At 71.3% G+C, this 18,051-nt stretch carries 17 protein-coding genes; 5 read left to right on the forward strand and 12 right to left on the reverse strand.

Annotated features, from left to right (window positions below):
• Positions 1 to 100: 100 nt before the first annotated feature.
• The 5 genes from ACWC21_RS06970 to ACWC21_RS06990 all read right to left on the reverse strand — a co-directional run bounded on the left by ACWC21_RS06970 (position 101) and on the right by ACWC21_RS06990 (position 4,788).
• Entirely contained in the window at positions 101 to 1,360 is a 1,260-nt protein-coding gene (locus ACWC21_RS06970) for an alginate lyase family protein (RefSeq protein WP_450878914.1), read from the reverse strand.
• Between the two features lie 215 nt (positions 1,361 to 1,575).
• Positions 1,576 to 2,268 (reverse strand): alpha/beta fold hydrolase, encoded by a 693-nt coding sequence (locus ACWC21_RS06975; RefSeq protein ID WP_450878916.1) that lies wholly within the window; start codon positions 2,266 to 2,268, stop codon positions 1,576 to 1,578.
• Positions 2,269 to 2,308: 40 nt separating this feature from the next.
• Entirely contained in the window at positions 2,309 to 2,728 is a 420-nt protein-coding gene (locus ACWC21_RS06980) for a nuclear transport factor 2 family protein (RefSeq protein WP_450878918.1), read from the reverse strand.
• Between the two features lie 2 nt (positions 2,729 to 2,730).
• On the reverse strand, positions 2,731 to 3,537 hold the full coding sequence (locus ACWC21_RS06985) for an MBL fold metallo-hydrolase (protein ID WP_450878920.1): 807 nt from the start codon (positions 3,535 to 3,537) through the stop codon (positions 2,731 to 2,733).
• A gap of 114 nt (positions 3,538 to 3,651) precedes the next feature.
• Positions 3,652 to 4,788 (reverse strand): ABC transporter substrate-binding protein, encoded by a 1,137-nt coding sequence (locus tag ACWC21_RS06990; RefSeq protein WP_450878922.1) that lies wholly within the window; start codon positions 4,786 to 4,788, stop codon positions 3,652 to 3,654.
• A gap of 114 nt (positions 4,789 to 4,902) precedes the next feature.
• Between ACWC21_RS06990 and ACWC21_RS06995 the strand changes: the two genes are divergently transcribed.
• The 5 genes from ACWC21_RS06995 to ACWC21_RS07015 all read left to right on the forward strand — a co-directional run bounded on the left by ACWC21_RS06995 (position 4,903) and on the right by ACWC21_RS07015 (position 9,040).
• Entirely contained in the window at positions 4,903 to 5,340 is a 438-nt protein-coding gene (locus tag ACWC21_RS06995) for a MarR family winged helix-turn-helix transcriptional regulator (RefSeq protein WP_450878924.1), read from the forward strand.
• Positions 5,337 to 5,615, forward strand: coding sequence for a hypothetical protein (locus tag ACWC21_RS07000; protein ID WP_450878926.1), 279 nt, complete (start codon positions 5,337 to 5,339; stop codon positions 5,613 to 5,615). The genes ACWC21_RS06995 and ACWC21_RS07000 overlap by 4 nt, the downstream gene beginning before the upstream one ends.
• Positions 5,616 to 5,792: 177 nt before the next feature.
• Positions 5,793 to 7,190, forward strand: a complete 1,398-nt coding sequence (locus tag ACWC21_RS07005; protein ID WP_450878928.1) for a uracil-xanthine permease family protein — start codon at positions 5,793 to 5,795, stop codon at positions 7,188 to 7,190.
• Between the two features lie 144 nt (positions 7,191 to 7,334).
• The gene (locus tag ACWC21_RS07010; RefSeq protein WP_450878930.1) at positions 7,335 to 8,021 is read left to right on the forward strand and encodes a DUF5995 family protein; all 687 of its coding nucleotides are present in this window, start codon (positions 7,335 to 7,337) and stop codon (positions 8,019 to 8,021) included.
• Positions 8,022 to 8,110: 89 nt separating this feature from the next.
• Positions 8,111 to 9,040, forward strand: a complete 930-nt coding sequence (locus tag ACWC21_RS07015; protein ID WP_450878932.1) for an LLM class F420-dependent oxidoreductase — start codon at positions 8,111 to 8,113, stop codon at positions 9,038 to 9,040.
• Between the two features lie 21 nt (positions 9,041 to 9,061).
• On the opposite strand, the gene ACWC21_RS07020 is transcribed toward ACWC21_RS07015, so the two are convergent.
• The 7 genes from ACWC21_RS07020 to ACWC21_RS07050 form a co-directional block, all read right to left on the reverse strand.
• Positions 9,062 to 10,774 carry a flavin monoamine oxidase family protein gene (locus ACWC21_RS07020; protein WP_450878934.1) on the reverse strand — a complete coding sequence of 571 codons (1,713 nt, stop codon included), beginning with the start codon at positions 10,772 to 10,774 and terminating at the stop codon, positions 9,062 to 9,064.
• Positions 10,775 to 10,838: 64 nt separating this feature from the next.
• Entirely contained in the window at positions 10,839 to 11,627 is a 789-nt protein-coding gene (locus ACWC21_RS07025; RefSeq protein WP_450878936.1) for a carbon-nitrogen hydrolase family protein, read from the reverse strand.
• Positions 11,628 to 12,105: 478 nt separating this feature from the next.
• Positions 12,106 to 12,558 (reverse strand): Lrp/AsnC family transcriptional regulator, encoded by a 453-nt coding sequence (locus ACWC21_RS07030; protein ID WP_450878938.1) that lies wholly within the window; start codon positions 12,556 to 12,558, stop codon positions 12,106 to 12,108.
• A 59-nt stretch (positions 12,559 to 12,617) separates the two neighbouring features.
• Positions 12,618 to 14,060 (reverse strand): GuaB1 family IMP dehydrogenase-related protein, encoded by a 1,443-nt coding sequence (locus ACWC21_RS07035; protein ID WP_450879341.1) that lies wholly within the window; start codon positions 14,058 to 14,060, stop codon positions 12,618 to 12,620.
• Between the two features lie 243 nt (positions 14,061 to 14,303).
• Complete coding sequence (locus tag ACWC21_RS07040) at positions 14,304 to 15,347, reverse strand: sugar-binding transcriptional regulator (protein ID WP_450878940.1); 1,044 nt, start codon at positions 15,345 to 15,347, stop codon at positions 14,304 to 14,306.
• An 89-nt stretch (positions 15,348 to 15,436) separates the two neighbouring features.
• Positions 15,437 to 16,123, reverse strand: a complete 687-nt coding sequence (gene rpe, locus ACWC21_RS07045) for a ribulose-phosphate 3-epimerase (protein ID WP_450878942.1) — start codon at positions 16,121 to 16,123, stop codon at positions 15,437 to 15,439.
• A gap of 470 nt (positions 16,124 to 16,593) precedes the next feature.
• Positions 16,594 to 18,012: an RsmB/NOP family class I SAM-dependent RNA methyltransferase gene (locus ACWC21_RS07050; RefSeq protein ID WP_450878944.1), complete on the reverse strand. Its 1,419-nt coding sequence runs from the start codon at positions 18,010 to 18,012 to the stop codon at positions 16,594 to 16,596.
• Positions 18,013 to 18,051: the final 39 nt, after the last annotated feature.

The following is an 18,051-nucleotide window of genomic DNA, read 5'->3' on the forward strand; positions in this document are numbered from 1 at the left end:
CGCCTGGAACGCGCGTACGTGTCACGTACACCGTGAACACGCGTACACCTGATCCCCATCCTAAGCGAGCGCTCAGCAGCCCCGGCCGGAAAGCCTCCGGTCAGCCCGCTATGGAGTCCAGTTGCTCGGCCGCGGGCCGCAGCGCCCAGAGGTCGCCGCCGGGTGGGGACTCCAGCCCGGACACCGCCTTCCGGGCCGCCTCGTCCCCCGCGTCGGCGGCGGCGTGCACGACGTCGCTCGCCGCGTACCGATGGAACTCCAGTTCGGGGTACGGCCAGGCGGAGGCGCCGGTGGCGGCGGGCAGCAGGTAGTCGACCGCCTTGGCCAGCCCCTGCCCCCCGGGCCCCCGGTAGGCCCACAGGTCGACGCCGACGTGCCGCCCGATGGCCGCCAGCCGGGTGTAAGCGACCAGGTCGAAGGTCGAGTAGTGCCAGCTCCGGGTGCGTGCGAGCTCCTGCGGCTGGCTGCCGTCGGCGGCGATCTGCGGGTCGATCCGCTTGACGCGTGCGTCGCGGACGGTCCGTCGCGCCAGGTCCTCGTCGCCGGTGGCGTAGGCGAGGGCGGCCAGCTGCATGTCGTAGAAGGTCCCGTGGTTGTTCGCGGCGGCGCCCTCCTGCGCGCCGAAGTCGCTGTTCTTCAGCCAGTCACGGAAGTCGGAGTTCCAGTTCCCCATCGCGGTCCGGTCCTTCGTGGTCCAGCCGGGGGCGCCCGTGGCGAGGATCGCCTGCGCGTCGAGGACGCTGGTGTAGGACTGCGAGAAGTCGATGATGCCGATGGCCCGGCCGTCGTACTTGCACGGGATGAACTGCGCGTGGTTCAGGTTGGGATTCATCCGGGTGGCCGGATCGAGGAACCAGGTGCGCAGGATCTGCTCGGCCTTCTGGGCGTAGCTCCGCCTTCCGGTGTAGTACCAGGCGAGGGAGAGGTCGTAGGTCGAGTCGAAGACCTTCTCGACGTCCTGCCGGTCCGTGCCGCTGTCGACCTCCGGGTTGCGCTGTCCGTCGCGCTGCACGTAGGGGCAGCCCCAGGGGTTGTCGGCGGTGGGGGCCGTGCTGGGCCACCAGTAGGGGGCCTGGCTCAGGTAGTCGTGGAGGTCGCCGCCGGGCGCCGGCTTCGGTTTGTCGACGACCGTCCACGGACCCTGCCCGAGCCAGGCGTCCGCGCGCCCGGTCAGGCTCTTGAGCGCGCGCTCGAGTCGCGGGTCGCCGTGCTCCAGGCGGGCCCGGGTCTGCTGGAGGCGTGCGCCGTCGAGGACGACCGTCCGGGGAGCCCTCGGTGCCGCGTGCGCGGTGGGTACGAGTGCGGCTCCCACGGTCACCACGGCGGCCAGGAGAACGGCCGCACGGGATCTTCCACCCATCGAGTACTCCGATCGTGTACGTGAACGCAGTTCATGAGTAGGACCGTGCGAGCCTAGAACCGCCGACTGACCGTGACAAGGGTGGTGCGCAGGGCGGCCCCGACAAGGAGTCGCCGGTTTGCCAGCGCTTCGTCGTGCTCGTGAATGCCCCGGCGGCTTCGTCGTGCTCGTGAATGCCCCGGCGACTCGGAGGCGTGGTTCCTCGCCCGCCGACTTCACGTCTCGGCGCGCGCGACCGCGTCCGCAAGCAGGTCGGCGATCTCGTCCGCGTGCGAGAGGTGCGGGGAGTGCCCGGAGGGCACGCGCAGACTGTGTGCGGCGTGCGCGGCCCACTGCTCCTGCACCGCAGGCGGGAGGGCCGGGTCTTCGGTGGCCACGACGTACGTCGAGGGAACGTCCGTGGGCGCGGCACCCAGCTTCTCGGTGAAGGCGCGCATGCCCTGCCAGTTGAGCCGCTTGACCGCCTCGGCGGTCAGGACCGGGTCCACCCCGCTGAAGATGGACTGCTCCGCGTCCCCCGCCTTGACGGCCAGACCGTCGGGAGAGTGCTTCCAGGTGGGCGGGAAGTCGCCGCCCATCCACTCCATCATCGAGACCCCGGGCTCCAGGGCGAAGGCTGCCATGTAGACGAGTTCGGCGACCCGGTCCTCCTGTGCCGCGGCCCATGTGGCGGGCACACCTCCGTAGGAGTGCGCGGCGAGCACGACGGGGCCCTCGACGGCCTCGATCTCGGCACGGACCACGGCGACGTCCTCGGTCAGACCCTGGGCGGCGGCACTGTCGGGGTTGCTGCTGGGCAGCTGTGGGGCGCGGGAGGCGATGTCGCGGGCAGTGAGCCGCTCACGCAGCGGGTCGAAGATCCACGGCGTGTGCATCGCGCCGTGGACCAGTACGACGGTGGGCTTCATCAGGTGCGTCCTCAGGTACGAACTGCGGTGCGGGCGGGCGTCAGTCGGTCATGGCGTCGCGGACCTTGGCGGTGTCCACGAATTGTTCGAAGCGGACGATGAGTCCGCCGCGGACGACGAAGTGGTGGGCGACGCGGACGTCGATCGGCTTGCCGGTGGTCTTGTTGCGGGCGGTGTAGCGGGCCAGCACGACGACGTTCTCGCCGTCGACGACGTAGGTGTCGTCGTGGGCGGTCCAGCCCTCCCAGTCCCTGCCGAGCTGTTCCATGACGTTGGCGGTGACGCCGTCGGGGGTGCGGTAGGTGCCGGCCAGCGGGAAGCCGGCCATCTCCGTCCACTCCACGTCCGGGGCGAGGGTGGCGCGGAGGGCTTCCAGGTCCCCGGCCGCGGAGGCCAGGTACTGGCGGCGTACGACGTCGGCGGGTGCGGTGGAGGTCGCGAAGGTGGTGGACTCGGTCATGGTCAGCCCCACTTCATCTCGCCCTTGGCGACCTTGGCGCCGATCTGGGCGGCGATCAGCATCCCGTTGTCCGGGTACCGCTTGACCAGGGCCTCGGTCAGCGCCGCCCCGTCGGCCGCCTTGCCCAGCTCCTCCTCGAACGCCACCAGGTACTCGCGGGTGGCGGTGATGGCGGACGCGTCGGCGGGCGTGCCGGGCAGGCGGTGGCCGGGCACGACCAGCTCCGGCTGCAGGGCGGCCATCTCGTCGAGCAGGCCGATCCAGGCGTCGCGGTCGGCGGGGGTGGGGGTGTCGGCGACCCAGACGTGTTCCTGCTGGAAGAGCAGGACGCCGCCGAGCAGGGCACGGGACTCGGCCTGCCACAGGTAGTGCCGGTCGGGCAGTTCGGCCGGGCCGCCCTTGAGCTCGAAGCGGTGGCCGTCCAGGGTGAGGTCGCCGGTGAGGGGTTCGAGGTCGACGAGGCGGGTGGGGAGGTTGGCGCCCAGGGCGGCCCAGGCCTTGAGCTTGCCTTCGTAGGAGTGCTGGATGTGCTCGATGACGAGCGGGGTGGCGACGAAGACGGCGTCCGGGAAGGCGTCGGCGAGGACCTCGGCGCCGAAGTAGAAGTCGGGATCGGCGTGGGAGACGAAGACGGTGGTGAGGGTCTTGCCGGAGTCGAGGATCTCGGCGGCCAGGCGGTGGCCGTCGGCGCGGGTGAAGGCGGCGTCCACCAGCAGCGCGTCACTCTCGCCGGTGACGAGGGTGGCCGTCTTGTTCTTGCTGCCGGCCGGGAAGTCCAGGTCGAGAATCTTGAAGTCGAGGGCGCTCATGCTTGCTTCCTTGAGGTGAGGTGATGGCGGGGAAACCGGTGCTTCGCCCCGTGGCGGTGTACCGGCGAGAGACGGACGGGGGCCGGAATCGCAGTGCCCCTGTCGGGCGGACCGTCAGCCCTGGGTGCCGTTCTGGTCCGTGGGGTACAGGCCGAGCACATTCTTCGGGTCGGACGGGTTCACACCCTGCACGTCACCGACGTACAGGTTGATGCGGGCCTTGTAGCGGTCCAGGGCCGCGCGGTCGCTCATGAACTCTCCGAGGCCGAGCGGGTTCATGTTCTTGTAGTCGAAGATGTTCCTGCGGCCGGGGGGCGGGGCGACGTCGGTGCGGGCGCTCCACGTGCCGATGGCGTGTTCCTGGGCATCCTTGGAGAGCAGCCAGCTCAGGTACAGCTTGGCGGCGGCCTTGTGCGGGGCGTTCTTGAGGATGCCCGCGGTCTGCGGCCAGGCGACCCAGGGGGACTTGCGGGGCAGGGTGACCTTCGACAGGCCGCCGGCGCTGCCGCCGCTGGCGAAGTTCGCCACGTAGTCGCCGGTGCCGACCAGGTCGGCGGAGTCCTGAGTGCCACGCACGAACTTCGGGTGCTGGGCGAGCAGCTTCTTCAAGTAGCCGAAGCCGTATGTGTCCGTGAGCTGCTTGAAGTAGTACAGGACGGCGTCGTCGTCGTTCGGGTAGGTGAACACCAGCTTGTTCTTGAACTGCGGCTTGAGGAAGTCCTTCGCCTCGACCGGAGCGCCCGAGCCCAGCTTGGTGGCCGTGACGTCGGCGAAGGCGAAGAAGAACACGCCGGTGTAGTAGCCGTCCTGGTCCTTGATCTGCGGGTAGACCTTGTTCCAGCCGACCGGCTTGTACTTCTCGAGGACCCTTTCCCGCTTCCAGCGCGGGAAGTCGTCGATGGTCTGCAGGTGGACGACGTCGGCGACCACGTGATGCCCGGCGACCTGGTTGTCGACGCGGGCGTCGTGGTTCTTGCTGAAGTCGACCACGATGTCCACGTTCATCTTGGGGAACTTCTTCTCGAACGCGTCCTTGAGGTAGTCGGCCTGGCCCGGCTTGTCGCCGCCGGCGTAGACGACGAGCCGTCCGCCCTCGGCCACGGCCTGCCGGTACAGCGCCTGGAGCTGGGCCTCCTCGCTCGAGCCGGTCCGTCCGGCGGGAGCAGACGGGACAGCGGCGGCGGTCGCACCGCCCGCGGCGAGGACCCCCAGAAGGACGGCGGAGGCCAAGGTGCTACGGGTCGACTTCACGACTACTCCTTCAGGAACACTGGCGGTTCAGTCGGCTCCCCAGACCATATATCTGTCAATGCAGATATTGCAATAACAGATTCTTCCGCTCTTCTCTTCTGGCATCCTGGTGGAGTGAACGAGCATCTGCTGAACGACGACGACGTCACCCTCTACGGTCTGTTCGTAGAGGCCCACGCCCGCATCAAGCCCCTGGTGCACCGCGATCTGGGCATACCCGACGCCTGGTTCGAAGTGCTGCTACGCCTGGGACGGACGCCGGGACACCAGCTGCGCATGACCGATCTGGCAGAAGCCGTGTCCTTCAGCTCGGGCGGCTTCACCCGGCTCGCCGACCGCATGGAAAAGGAAGGGCTCATCCGCCGGGCGCCCGACCCCGGCGACCGACGGGCGGCTCTCGCCGTGCTGACCGACCAGGGCGAGGAGGCTCTCAACCACGCGCTGACCGCTCACGTCCACCAACTGCGCACTCACGTCACCGCCGCCCTCCCTGCCGACGACCGCGAGCACTTGGCGCGCATCCTGCGCACACTCCGCGACGCCTGCGAGTGACTCCGGGCACTGGGCAACAACGACATCACCGGCCGGCAGCAGGCCGTCGACGCCCTGGCCTCCGCGTCCGGCTACACACGATCCTCGCCCGCCACGGCGCCCCCACCGGGCCTGAGGTCTGCGAAGTCGTCCGCCGCTGCCTCGCCGACGCCCGCGAACTGCTCGGCGACGACGGCGACGCGTACAAGAAGGCGATCGTCGACAGGTACCCGGCCCACGTCGGCCCGTTCATCATCGGCATCGCCCACCGGTCGGTCTTCCCGGCCGGCAGCTGAACACCGTCGGCGTACGCCGTCAGCGCCGCGCTACTGGCACGTACCACCGAGAACCGCTGCCGCGCAGTCGCACGATCCCCGGCGGCGATGTGCTCGCCGGCTCGGTGCGTGTCTCGGCCGTGTCCGGACCGACAATGGTCCGGACCCACTTCACGCACCACGAAAGCGAACATCACCATGGATCTCGGCGTGCGCTGGAAACTGCACGGTGACGGGCGTACGCCCGCGCCCGGAGCGGTGGTACGCCCCGACGAACGGCTGTCCTGGCCAAGGACGGTGGGCCTCGGCGCCCAGCACGTGGTCGCGATGTTCGGGGCGTCGTTCGTCGCCCCGGTCCTCATGGGCCTCGACCCCAATCTGGCAATCATGATGTCGGGCGTCGCGACCGTGGTCTTCCTGCTGGCCACGCGCGGGCGGGTGCCGAGTTACCTGGGCTGCTCACTGTCCTTCGTGGGGGTGGCCGCGGTCATCCGGGCACAGGGCGGCACGAGCGCGACCGTGACCGGCGCGGTCTTCGTCGTCGGCGCGGTGCTGTTCCTGGCCGGCCTGGCGGTGCGGCGTTTCGGGGCGCGGATCATCCACGCCACGATGCCGCCGATCGTCACCGGCGCGGTCGTGATGCTGATCGGCTTCAACCTCGCCCCGGTGACCGCCTCCACCTACTGGCCGCAGGACCAGTGGACGGCCCTGCTCGTGATGTCGTTCACCGGGCTGGCCGTGGTCTGCCTGCGTGGTTTCTGGTCCCGGATCGCGATCTTCCTGGGCCTGGTCTTCGGCTACGGCCTCTCCTGGGCCTGTGACCGGATCTTCGGCATGATCCACTCGGTGGACGCGAGCGACAAGGTCACCGACCACTGGCGGCTCGACCTCTCGGGTGTCGGCAAGGCCGACTGGATCGGGTTGCCGTCCCTGCACGGCCCCTCCTTCCAGTGGTCGGCGATCCTCGTCGCCCTGCCGGTGGTCATCGCGCTCGTCGCGGAGAACGCCGGGCACGTCAAAGCCGTCGGTGAGATGACGGGCGACCCGCTGGACGACGAGCTGGGCACGGCGATCTCGGCCGACGGTGTCGCGTCGATGCTGTCCACCGCCGTCGGCGGACCGCCCAACACCACGTACTCCGAGAACATCGGCGTGATGGCCGCGACCCGGGTGTACTCGACGGCCGCGTACTGGGCGGCGGCGGGTTTCGCCCTGTTCTTCGGCGTCTGCCCGAAGTTCGGCGCGGTCGTCGCCGCCGTCCCGGGCGGGGTGCTCGGCGGCATCACCGTCATCCTGTACGGCATGATCGGCCTGCTCGGCGCCCAGATCTGGCTCAACGCCGGGGTCGACCTGCGCAACCCGCTCAACCTGGTCCCCGCGGCCGCGGGCATCGTCATCGGTGTCGGCAACGTGACGATGAAGTTCAGCGACACCTTCTCGCTCAGCGGCATCGCCCTCGGCACGCTGGTCACCGTCACCGGCTACCACGCCCTGCGCGCCCTCGCCCCCGCCCATCTCAAAGGACAGGAGCCGCTGCTGGACGAGGGCACCTCGTCCTACGACGAGAAGGCGGCCCGCTCCGAACCGGAGGCGTGACCGGCGGCGACGAACCGGGCGCCCGGCCCGCGACGCACGCCAGGAGGCCTTCACCCTCCCCCGCGGCACCTCCGCGTTCCCCCGTTCCGGGGAAGTCCGGGCCCGTCGGCCCGCCCGCGGCCCCGCGGCTGGGACGCTTCCCCCATGGCGCAGTTGAAACACCGCACCCCCTCCGTCGAGGCCGTCGTCTCCCGCATGCGCGGCCTCGACGCCGCACTGCCCGCGCGCGACGGGGTCGCGGTGTTCAACCGCGTCTACCTGGCCGTCACCGAGGAGGTGGAGCGGCGCCTGCGCACCGGGGCCTTCCCCGACCCGGGGGCCGCGACGGCGCTGGACGTCCGGTTCGCCGAGCGGTATCTCGCCGCGGTCGACGCGGTGGCCGACGACCGCCGGCCGCCCGCCTGCTGGCGACCGCTGCTCCAGTTCCGCCGCCACCCCGGCGTAAGGCCCCTGCAGTTCGCCCTCGCCGGCATCAACGCCCACATCGGCCACGACCTGGCGCTGGCCGTCGTGGACACCTGCCATGCCCTCGGCTGCGGACCGGAGGATCTCGAGGACGAGTTCGACCGTGTGGGCGAGCTCCTCGTGTCGTTGGAGGAGCGCATCCGCGAGGACCTGATGCCCGGTCCCGACCTGCTCCAGATCGCCGACCCGCTCACCCATCTCCTGGGCTCCTGGAGTTTGGAGCGCGCCCGGGACGCCACCTGGTCGGCCGCGCGCGCCCTGTGGGCGCTGCGCCGGTTGGAGGACCTGACCGAGGAGTTCGCCGAGCGCCTGGACGCGGCCGTCGGCTTCGCGGGCCGCATGCTGCTCACACCGCTACCGGACTGATCCGGCCACGCCGGTGCTTCGGCCCCTCAACTCCTGTGTGAACGTTGTACGTTCGACACCAAGCGACCTTCTGCAAAGGAGTACAGGGCATGGCGACGCGGCTCGGACTCGCTCTTCCCCAGAACAAGCAGTACGACCTCGGACGGGACGTGCCCGACGTGGCGCGCGCCGCCGAGCGGATCGGTTACGAGAGCCTCTGGGTGTACGAGCGGCTCCTGGTTCCCGAACCCGCCACGCAGGGCCTGTACGGCATCGAGGGTCTCCCCTGGCCGGACGGCTACCGGGGTGTCGCCGAGCCGCTGGTCACCCTCACCCTCGCCGCCGCGGCGACCGAAAGGGCCCGACTGGGCACCAGCGTGCTGGTCGCCCCGCTGCACGTACCGTTCCAGCTCGCCAAGGCCCTCGCCACCCTGGACGCGGCGAGCGGCGGCCGCGTGGTGGCGGGCCTCGGCACCGGCTGGTCCCTCGACGAGTACGCGGCCGCCTCGGTACGGCCCTTCGAAGAGCGCGGGCAGGTCCTGGACGAGCTGCTCGAGGTGTGCCGGGCGGTGTGGGGCCCCGATCCGGTGGTCTACGACGGACGCGTCACCAAGATCGCGTCCGCCGTGGTCGGCCCCAAGCCGGCCCGCCCGATCCCGATCCTGCTCGCCGCGATGTCGAAGAAGGCGCAGCGCCGCCTCGTCGACCACGCCGACGGCTGGATGCCGGTGGGCATGGGTGCCGACACCCTGGCCGCGCAGTGGCGCGACCTGCAGGAGCTGGCCGCGGAACGGGGGCGCACCGAACCGATCCAGACGGTGCTGCGCACCAACGCGGCCTACCAGGCCCAGGGGCACGCCGGCGCCGACCGGCGGCCCTTCCAGGGCAGCGTCGACCAGATCGTGGAGGACCTGGCCGCGCACGCCGAGGTCGGTCTCGACGAGATCTTCGTCGACCTCCAGGACGGCACCCGGGACGCCGAGGAGCTCAAGGACGTCGCCGCCGAGGTCTACGAGAAGGCGCGCGCGGCCGGGGTGTGAGCCCCCGGGCTCACGAAGGGCTCAGTCCTCCGGGAGCTCGACCGGCGCGATCTCGTCGTAGACGTCACCCGGCCCGGGGTTGCCCGGGTCGGTGGCGCCGCCGAGGTGGTGCATGACGCCCCAGACCGCGTTCAGCGCGGTCTGGACCGCCCCTTCGGCCCAGCCGGCCGTCCAGGAGATGTCGTCGCCGGCCAGGAAGATGCCCCGCTTGTCCTCGGGCAGCCGGTCCTGCATGAAGTGCGTGAACAGGCGTCGCTGGTAGCGGTAGTGACCCGGCAGATTGGCCTTGAAGGCGCCCATGAAGTAGGGCTCGTTCTCCCAGGAGACCGTCACCGGGCTGCCGATGATGTGCTTCCTGATGTCGACGTTCGGGTAGATCTCGCCGAGCGACTTCAGCATGACCTCCATCCGCTCGTTCGCGGACAGCGGCAGCCACTTCAGACTGTCGTCGCACCACGTGTACGAGAGGCAGATGACGGCGGGCTTGTCGGGGCCGTCGTCGAGGAGGTAGGTGCCGCGGGTCATGCGGTCGGTGAGCGTCATCGACATGACGTCCCGGCCGGTCGGGTTTCCCTTGTCGTCGACGGCCTTGTCGAGCCAGAACGGCCGGTCGACGGGGACGAACAGCTTCGAGCTCTCCATGTAGTGGGTGCGCTCGATCGCCGTCCAGTGGTCGATCGGGAAGAGCGAGTCGTCGCAGGCGATCTTGGACAGCAGCATCCAGGACTGGGCGGTGAAGATCGCCGCCTTGTAGGTGCGGATGTCGCCGTTCGCGTCCGTCACGGTGATCCGGTTGCCCGCGGTGCGGTGCAGCCGGGTCACGGCCGGGCGGGGCTCGCCGGCGACGTGCAGGGACTTCAGCGAGGTGCCGTACGGCCAGTGGACGATCTTCTCCGGCTCGCGCTCCCACAGGCGGAGCGGCAGCTGCTGGGAGCCGCCGACGATGCCCCGGTGGTGGTCGTCGGCCTCGGTGTAGACGACGCGCAGGATCTCCAGGATGGAGTTGGGGAAGTCGGTGTCCCAGCCGCCGGTGCCGAAGCCGACCTGGCCGAAGATCTCGCGGTGCCGGAAGGACTTGAAGGCCTCGGAGTGGCAGAGGAAGCCGTAGAAGGTCTCGTTGTCGAGCTTCTCCACGAGCCTCGCCCAGATCTCGCGGATGCGCGGTACGTCCCGCTCGCGTATGGCGCGGTTCATGTCGGAGAAGTCGGCGCCCTCTTCGAGGCACTTGTTCCAGGCCTCGGCGACGTCGCGGTAGACCTGCGGCAGGTCGTCGATGGTCTCCGCGTAGTGCGACTCGCCCTTGAGGTCGACGACGGTCGACGGGGTCGCCTCGGCCAGCGGGTTGGGGAAGGGCCGGGTCTCGAGCCCCGCCAGGTCGATGTAGTGCTGCAGGGCGGTGGAGGACGGCGGGAAGCGCATCGCGCCCATCTCGGCGGTCAGCGACGGGTCGCAGCCCTCGAAGCCCACCGTCCGCAGCCGGCCGCCGAGCCGGTCGGCCTCGTACACGACGGGCTTGAGGCCCATCTTCATCAGCTCGTAGGCGGCCACGATGCCGGACAGGCCGCCGCCGATGACCGCGACCTCGGTGCCGTGCTCGGTCGCGGGGACCTGGCCGAGGCCCGCCGGGTGGGCGAGGAAGTCGTCGTAGGCGTAGGGGAAGTCCGGGCCGAACATGGTGATCGGCGGCTGCTGCTCGTCGGCGTGCTCGACGGCGTTGGGCACCGTGGACGTCATGGGGTAGGGACTCCTTGCGCGGGGTGACTCGAGAGTCGAGAGAAGACTCGGGGGGATCGGTGGGTCAGACCAGGGACCCGTACAGACCGGGGCGGCGGTCCTTCAGGTACGGGTTCGCCTCACGGGAGGCGGCGAGGAGGACGGGATCGACGTCGGCGACGACCAGTTCCTCGGCGCGGCCGGCACGGGCGCGGGCGATGCCGTCGGGTCCGGCGAGGGCGGAGAGGCCGAAGAACTCGAACTCGCCCTCGTGGCCGACCCGGTTGACGTACGCGACGTACATCTGGTTCTCCCAGGCACGCACCGGCACCATGGCCTCGGCGACGAACTGGAACGGGTGCATGTTCGCCGTCGGTACGACCAGCAGGTCGGTGCCGGCCAGGGCGTGGGCGCGCGCGTTCTCCGGGAACTCGACGTCGTAGCAGATCATGATGCCGACGGTCAGGCCGCCCAGCCGGGCCTGGACGAGGGACTTCTCGCCCGGGGTGAAGTGGTCGCGCTCGGCGCAGCCGAAGAGGTGGGTCTTGCGGTAGTTCGCGAGACGGGTGCCGTCGGCGGAGATCAGCTGCGCGGAGTTGTAGACGGTCCCGCCGTCCCGCTCCGGGTAGCCGTAGGCGATCGCCAGGCCGTGCCGGGCGGCCATCTCGGCGATCGTGTCGGCGGAGGCCCCGTCGGCCGGCTCGGCGAGGCGGCCGACGGCGTCACCGATCGCGTACCCGGTGAGGAACATCTCCGGTGCGGCGATCAGCACGGCACCCGCGGCGGCGGCACGGCCCGCGGCCTCGTCGAGGACCTTGAGGTTCTCGACGGTGGAGCCGGGGCGGCCGGAGCTCTGGAGCAGGGCGGTGCGCATGCGTGTTCCTCACCGGGGCGGAAGGGTCTCGGGGGTCACTTAGACGGTACGGTCGCCGGGCTCGGCCGGACAAGAAGAACCCGTTGCGCGCCGATGAGCGGTTCGTTGCGTGAGCCTGCCGTTCGGCGGTGATTCGTTGCGTCCAGGAGCGGCCGAGGGGTCCGAACGGCCACGGATCCGAGGTACTGCGACTCCGTCGGCCGCTCGACGGTTTCCTGCGGCGGCCCGGTCGGGGTCGCCTCCCTCGATTCGACGCCCGGCTGTGCGACGTCCTTCCCGCCGCCTCCGCACGGCCGTGCGGAGGCGGCGGGGGCGACGGCGGGAGGAAGGTGGCGCCCCGGCCGCTGGGCGGGAGCGGAGGTCGTGGAGCCGCCACGCACCCGAAGGGGGCGTGGCGCGCCGTGCCGCGTCGGGCGATCCCCCGCCGGGCGCGGCCGGCGCGCTCCGCCCGGCCAGGGCGAACGCCGGGGTGCTCGGCTCAGGTCGGCGATCCCGACGAGAAGCGTCTGAGCAGTGGTGACAGCACCAGCACCGACTTGGTGCGCTCCACGAACGGCTCCCCGGCGATCCGCTCCAGCACCCGTTCGAAGTGGCGCATGTCGGAGGCGAAGACCTGGGCGACCGCGTCGGCGTCCCCGGTGACGGTGGAGGCGGCGACGACCTCCTGGTACCGCTCGAGGCCCCGCCGGATGGTCTCGGGCGAGGTGTTGCGCCGGCAGTAGATCTCGATGATCCCCTCCGTCTCCCAGCCCAGCGCCGCCGGGTCCACCCGTACGGTGAACCCGGTGATGGCTCCGGTGGCGCGCAGCCGGTCCACACGCCGCTTCACGGCGGGCGCGGACAGGCCGACCATCTGCCCGATGTCCGCGTAGGAGCGGCGGGCGTCCTCGGCGAGGGCGTGCACGATGCGTTCGTCGAGTTCGTTCAGCACAGTGGGTCGATCACTTCTCGGACGGTACGGGCGTTGCGAGTGGGGAGCGGGCTGTCGCGTCAGCTCCAGCTGGCGTGCAGCGGCTTGCCCTCGGCGTAGCCTGCGGCGCTCTGGATGCCGACGACGGCCTTCTCGGCGAACTCCTCCAGGGAGGCGGCACCGGCGTAGGTGCAGGAGGAGCGGACGCCCGCGATGATCGAGTCGATCAGGTCCTCGACACCCGGCCGGGCCGGGTCGAGGAACATGCGGGAGGTGGAGATCCCCTCCTCGAACAGGGCCTTGCGGGCGCGGTCGTACGCCGACTCCTCGGAGGTGCGGTTGCGCACCGCCCGGGCGGAGGCCATGCCGAACGACTCCTTGTAGGGGTGGCCGTTGGCGTCGTGCTGCAGGTCTCCGGGCGACTCGTACGTGCCCGCGAACCACGAGCCGATCATCACGTTGGACGCACCGGCCGCGAGGGCCATCGCCACGTCGCGCGGATGCCGGACGCCGCCGTCGGCCCAGACGTGCTTGCCGTACTTCCTCGCCTCGGCCGCGCATTCGAGGACCGCGGAGAACTGCGGCCTGCCCACGCCGGTCATCATGCGGGTGGTGCACATGGCGCCGGGGCCCACGCCGACCTTGACGATGTCGGCGCCCGCCTCGACGAGGTCGCGCACGCCCTCGGCGGCGACGATGTTGCCGGCCGCGATCGGCACCCGCGGGCCGAGGTCGCGGACCAGCTTGATCGCGTTGATCATCGACTCCTGGTGGCCGTGCGCGGTGTCGATGACGAGTGTGTCCACGCCCGCGTCCAGCAGCTGCTCGGCCTTGCCCGCCACGTCACCGTTGATACCGACGGCGGCCGCGACGCGCAGCCTGCCCCGTGCGTCGGTAGCGGGGGTGTACAGGGTCGCGCGCAGGGCACCCTTGCGGGTGAGGATGCCGGCCAGCCTGCCGTCCTTGTCGACGGCCGGAGCGTAACGGCGGTTGGCCCCGTCGAGCCGGTTGAAGGCCTCGGTCGGATCGATGTCGGCGTCGAGCAGCAGCAGGTCCTTGGACATGACCACTTCGAGCTGGGTGAAACGGTCGACACCGGTCAGGTCCCGGTCGGTGACGACACCGATCGGCCGCTGCTCCGCGTCCACGACGACACCGGCGTTGTGCGCGCGCTTCGGCAGCAGGGACAGCGCGTCGGCGACGGTCTGGTGCGGAGCCAGCACGATGGGGGTGTCGAGGACGAGGTGGCGGCTCTTCACCCAGGCGATGACGTCGGTGACGACGTCGATCGGGATGTCCTGCGGGATGACCACCAGGCCGCCGCGCCGGGCGACCGTCTCGGCCATGCGGCGGCCGGCGATGGCGGTCATGTTGGCGACGACGAGCGGGATGGTGGTGCCCGTGCCGTCCGGGGCGCTGAGGTCCACGCCCTGACGTGAGCCCACCGCGGAGCGGCGCGGCACCATGAACACGTCGTCGTACGTCAGGTCGTACGCGGGCCGGATGTCGTTGAGGAATCGCACGTGCTGCACATCCCAGTCGATCGGAGGCGGCCCCCCGGACAGGTCAGCCAGGGGGAAAGAGCACGTACTTCATTCTCCCATGAGGGCTCGCGTGCCATGCCCCGACGAAACATCCAGGCTGGTCAGCGGGGCCTCGGAGCAACCTCCAAGGACCGCCGTCCCGGGCCTGGAAGGCGTCGGGGCGACGGCGTGGGAGAACACCTCCTGGGCGGTCTCTCCCACTCCTCGGGTCGCCCGGTCATGTCAGGGCCCGTCCGGGTCCGCACGGTTGAGTGCGGGCTTCGGCGTCGGTCCGGCGGTCATCAGGTAGTCCGCGGCGGACGTGTCCGTCACCAGGCTGGTGACCAGCCCCGAGCGCAGTACCGCGTCGATCGCCGCCGCCTTGCGCTGGCCTCCGGCGATCGCCACCACCTCGGGGATGCGGCGGAGCTGGTCGGCCTTGACCGTGATGCACCGCTCTCCCAGGTCCCGTCCGACCCGGCGGCCCTCGGCGTCGAAGAGGTGCGCGGACATCTCGGCGGCGACGCCGAGCGAGGCGTAGTGCGCCCGCTCCTCGTCCCTGAGCATGTCGTGGACCGTCGAGATGCCCGGCTCCCAGGAGCCGATGGAGACGCAGGCGACCGTGACCTTGTCGAAGTACTCGAAGGCGCGGGCGATTCCCGTCTGGTGGCGCAGCGCCGCCGCGGTGGCCGCGTCCGGCAGCAGCATCGGCGCGTAGATGGGGTGGGCGTCGCCGCCGGAGACCTGGGCGGCACGGCGGACGGCCTCGACCGAGCCGCGCTCGGCGGTCCCGGCGTCGTACACGCCCGTCAGCTGCACCACCGTGCAGGGTGGCAGCCGGTCCAGGGCCGCCGCCATGTGGATGGTGGAACGGCCCCAGGCCAGGCCCAGGACGTCTCCCTCGTTCACGAGCTCACCGAGCAGGTCGGCGGCGACTTCCCCCAGGTTCTCGGGGTCGGGGGTCTCCTCGGCCTCGGCCGGGGACTCGACCACGACGGCGTGCCTGAGGCCGTAGCGGGCGCGGAGCGCGTCCGAGCGCTCGGCGTCCAGTTCGGCCGGGACTCGGATCTCGATGCGTACGAGGTCCCTTTCGAGGGCAGTCTCAAGTACCCGGGCCACCTTGAAGCGGCTGACGCCGAACTCCTCAGCGATCTGGATCTTGGACTTCCCCTCGAGGTAGAAGCGGCGGGCCATGGCCGCCGCCTGCACCAGCTCAGCGGGTCCCATCCGCATGGCTGACCGGCCCGCCGACATACCCGACACGGCGATCTCCTCACTGCTGTTCACACTCTGGATTCGCCGTTCATCCTTGCAGATTCGGCGCGCTTGATCTGCCCTGATGGGCGCCGTTCACATAGCTGTGGCCCGAGGGCCGTCTAGTGGTCGCACGCCCACGAAGCCCTGGCGGTCGCCCCCTCGGCCTGGGTGCGTAGTGCACGTACCGCTTCTGCCGGGTCCTTCGCCCCGTAGACGGCGGAACCGGCGACGAAGACGTCCGCTCCCGCGTCCGCGCACCGCTCGATCGTCGAGGCCGAGACGCCGCCGTCGACCTGCAACCACAGCTCCAGACCGTGCTTGGCGATCAGCTCGCGGGTGCGGCGGATCTTGGGGAGCATGATGTCCAGGAACGCCTGACCGCCGAAACCCGGCTCGACCGTCATGATCAGCAGCATGTCGAGCTCGGGGAGCAGGTCCTCGTACGGCTCGATGGGCGTCGCGGGCCTGAGCGCCATGGAGGCGCGGGCGCCCTTGGCCCGGATCTCGCGGGCCAGCCGCACGGGTGCGGCGGCCGCCTCGACGTGGAAGGTGACGGACGAGGCGCCCGCCTCCACGTACTGGGGCGCCCAGCGGTCCGCTTCCTCGATCATGAGGTGGCAGTCCAGCGGCGTGTCCGTCGCACGGGCCAGGGACTCCACGACCGGCACGCCGAGCGTGAGGTTGGGGACGAAATGGTTGTCCATGACGTCGACGTGGAGCCAGTCGGCGCCCTGGACCGCCTTGGCCTCGTCCGCGAGGCGGGCGAAGTCGGCGGACAGGATGCTGGGGTTGATCTGCACGGCCATGCCCCAAGCCTGCCATGTTCTTGCACGGTTGTTCGCGTCGGTACGGCCCTGGAACACTCCCCCGCCGCCCGTCCCGCGCCCCACGCGCCCCGCCGGCCTCCCGGCCCGCACCGGCCCACGCCCGAAGCTGCTGGTCACGGCCTTGCGACGGTCACGACGGACGGCCGTCACGGGCCCGGCCCCCGGCCGAGGGCTCACGGCGATGGCCGCCCCACTCGGCCCGGCCGCTCCGGCGGACGGCCCGTGCACGGCGCGCTCGGCGAAGGCGGGAGCGGCGGTGCCGGGGACGCCGCCCACGTCGCCCTCTCCCGCCGCCCGTGACCGGCCTGCCGCCTTCCGGCCGGCCCGGCGAACCAACCCGTCGACCGCGCCGACGCGTCCCAGCCCGGCACCGTGACGCACGCCCGGCCCACCGGCCACGGCCGCGCGAGGCGGCCGCTCCGGCGGACGGGCGGAACAGCGGACGGCAGTCAGCCGGTCCGGCGGATCAGCGCCAGGTACATCGCGTCGGTGCCGTGCAGATGAGGCCACAGCTGTACGTCGGGGCCCTCGCCGAGCGCCGGGACACCCGGCAGCAGAGGGCGGGCGTCGAGGAGTTCGGTGGCCGGGCGTTGCTTGAGCACGTCCTCGACCACGGCCCGGGTCTCGGCGAGGTGCGGCGAGCAGGTGGCGTAGCCGACGACGCCGCCGACCCGCACCGAGTCCAGCGCGCCGCGCAGCAGTGCGCGCTGCAGCGGCGCGAAGTTCTCCAGGTCCTCGGGGCGGCGCCGCCACCGGGCCTCGGGCCGTCGGCGCAGGGCGCCCAGACCGGTGCACGGCACGTCCACCAGTACGCGGTCGAAGCTGCCGGGCCGCCAAGGCGGGCGGGTCCCGTCGGCGGCGATCACCTGGTACGGACCGGGGTTGCCGGCCAGCGCCTTGGCCACCAGCCCGGCGCGGTGCGGCTGCTTCTCGGAGGCCAGCAGCACCGCTCCGCGTTCGGCGGCGAGGGCGGCCAGCAGCGCGGCCTTGCCGCCGGGCCCGGCACACCCGTCGAGCCATTTCCCGTCCGGTCCGTCCAGCGGCGCGTTCGCCAGCGCGAGGGCGACCAGCTGGCTGCCCTCGTCCTGCACTCCGGCCCGGCCCTCACGCACCGCCTCGACGGCTCCCGGCTCCCCGCCCTCGGTGAGCCGCACGGCGTACGGCGACCAGCGGCCGGGGACGGCGGCCTCCTCACGGAGCAGTTCCCCGGTCGTGGCTCGCCCGGGCCGGGCGACCAGGGTGACCTCGGGCCGCTCGTTGTCGGCCGCCAGCAGGTCCTCGATCCCGGCGCGGCCACCGCCGAGCGAGTCCCACAGCGCGGACACGACCCAGCGGGGGTGGGAGTGCACCACGGCGAGGTGGTCCTCGGGATCCTCGTCGTACGGCGGCGCGATCTTCGCCAGCCATCCGTCGAGGTCGTCCTGCGCGACCTTGCGCAGCACCGCGTTGACGAACTTCGCCCGCCCGTCACCGAGCACGACGCGGGCCAGCTCCACGGAGGCGGACACGGCGGCGTGCGTGGGGATCCGCGTCCCGAGCAACTGGTGCACGCCGAGGCTGAGCACGTCGAGGACGGGCGGGTCGACCTCCCTGAGCGGCCGGTCGACACAAGCGGCGATGACGGCGTCGTACGTCCCCTGCCTTCGCAGCGTCCCGTACACCAGCTCCGTGGCCAGTGCCGCGTCCCGGGTGTCGAAGTCGCCCTTCTCCCGCGCCTTCCTCAGCAGCGGCGGCAGCACGAGGTTGGCGTACGCGTCGCGTTCGTCCACGGCACGCAACGCCTCGAAGGCGAGGATGCGGACGGGGTCCTTCTGGGGCCGGCGGTAGGGTTTGGCGGGCTTACGGGGCCGACGGGGCTGGTCGCTCACGAAAAAGGTGCTCCGGGTGTGGGACGGGGTGCGGGGTCC

The organism is Streptomyces sp. NPDC001348, from assembly GCF_053597535.1.